This is a genomic window from Elstera litoralis (assembly GCF_000963705.1).
Lineage (GTDB): Bacteria > Pseudomonadota > Alphaproteobacteria > Elsterales > Elsteraceae > Elstera > Elstera litoralis.
Genome location: NZ_LAJY01000743.1, coordinates 1 through 725, shown reverse-complemented (window position 1 = coordinate 725; position 725 = coordinate 1). Strand labels below are relative to the sequence as shown.

The following is a 725-nucleotide window of genomic DNA, read 5'->3' as shown; positions in this document are numbered from 1 at the left end:
TGAATTCCTCGACCGCCTGATCACCATCGCGCTGCCGCGCGTGCGTGACTTCCGCGGTGTGAGCGCGAAAAGCTTCGATGGTCGTGGCAACTATGCCCTCGGCCTGAAGGAACAGCTCGTGTTCCCGGAAATTGACTATGACAAGGTCAGTGACGTCCGCGGGATGGATATCATTATCGTCACGAGCGCGAATACTGACGACGAAGCGCGCGCCCTGCTCAAGGGTTTCCAAATGCCGTTCGCGTCGTAAGGCGGAGAGGTCCCCATGGCCAAGACGAGTTCTGTTCAAAAGAACAAACACCGCGAGAAGCTCTCGGCGCAGCATGCCAATCGGCGTGCGAAGCTGAAGGCGATCATTCAGAATAAAGAGACTTCGCTCGAAGAGCGGTTCTCGGCAACGCTGAAGCTCGCGGAAATGCCCCGTAATGGGGCGAAGATCCGCGTTCGCAATCGCTGCGAAGTGACGGGGCGTCCGCGCGCCGTGTATCGCAAGTTCAAGCTGTGCCGTAATGCACTGCGCGAACTGGGTTCGGCCGGCCAGATTCCTGGCCTGGTCAAGTCGAGCTGGTAAGAGGAGTTTAGGATATGGCGATGAGCGATCCCTTAGGGGATATGCTGACGCGCATCCGCAACGCCCAGCATGCGCGTATGTCGGTGGTTCTATCCCCGGCATCGAAGCTGCGGGCGAATGTGCTCGAAGTGTTGAAGCGTGAAGGTTACATCCG

The 725-nt window shown here is 58.3% G+C and carries 3 protein-coding genes; all 3 read left to right on the top strand.

Going from position 1 to position 725, the window contains the following annotated elements:
- Positions 1-250 (top strand): large ribosomal subunit protein uL5 (gene rpl5 / locus VZ95_RS19495; protein ID WP_045777342.1); only part of this gene is annotated, 250 nt, incomplete at its 5' end.
- A gap of 15 nt (positions 251-265) precedes the next feature.
- Complete coding sequence (gene rpsN, locus VZ95_RS19490) at positions 266-571, top strand: 30S ribosomal protein S14 (protein WP_045777341.1); 306 nt, start codon at positions 266-268, stop codon at positions 569-571.
- Positions 572-585: 14 nt separating this feature from the next.
- Positions 586-725, top strand: a 140-nt coding sequence (gene rpsH, locus VZ95_RS19485; RefSeq protein WP_045777340.1) for a 30S ribosomal protein S8, incomplete at its 3' end; no start/stop codon positions are given.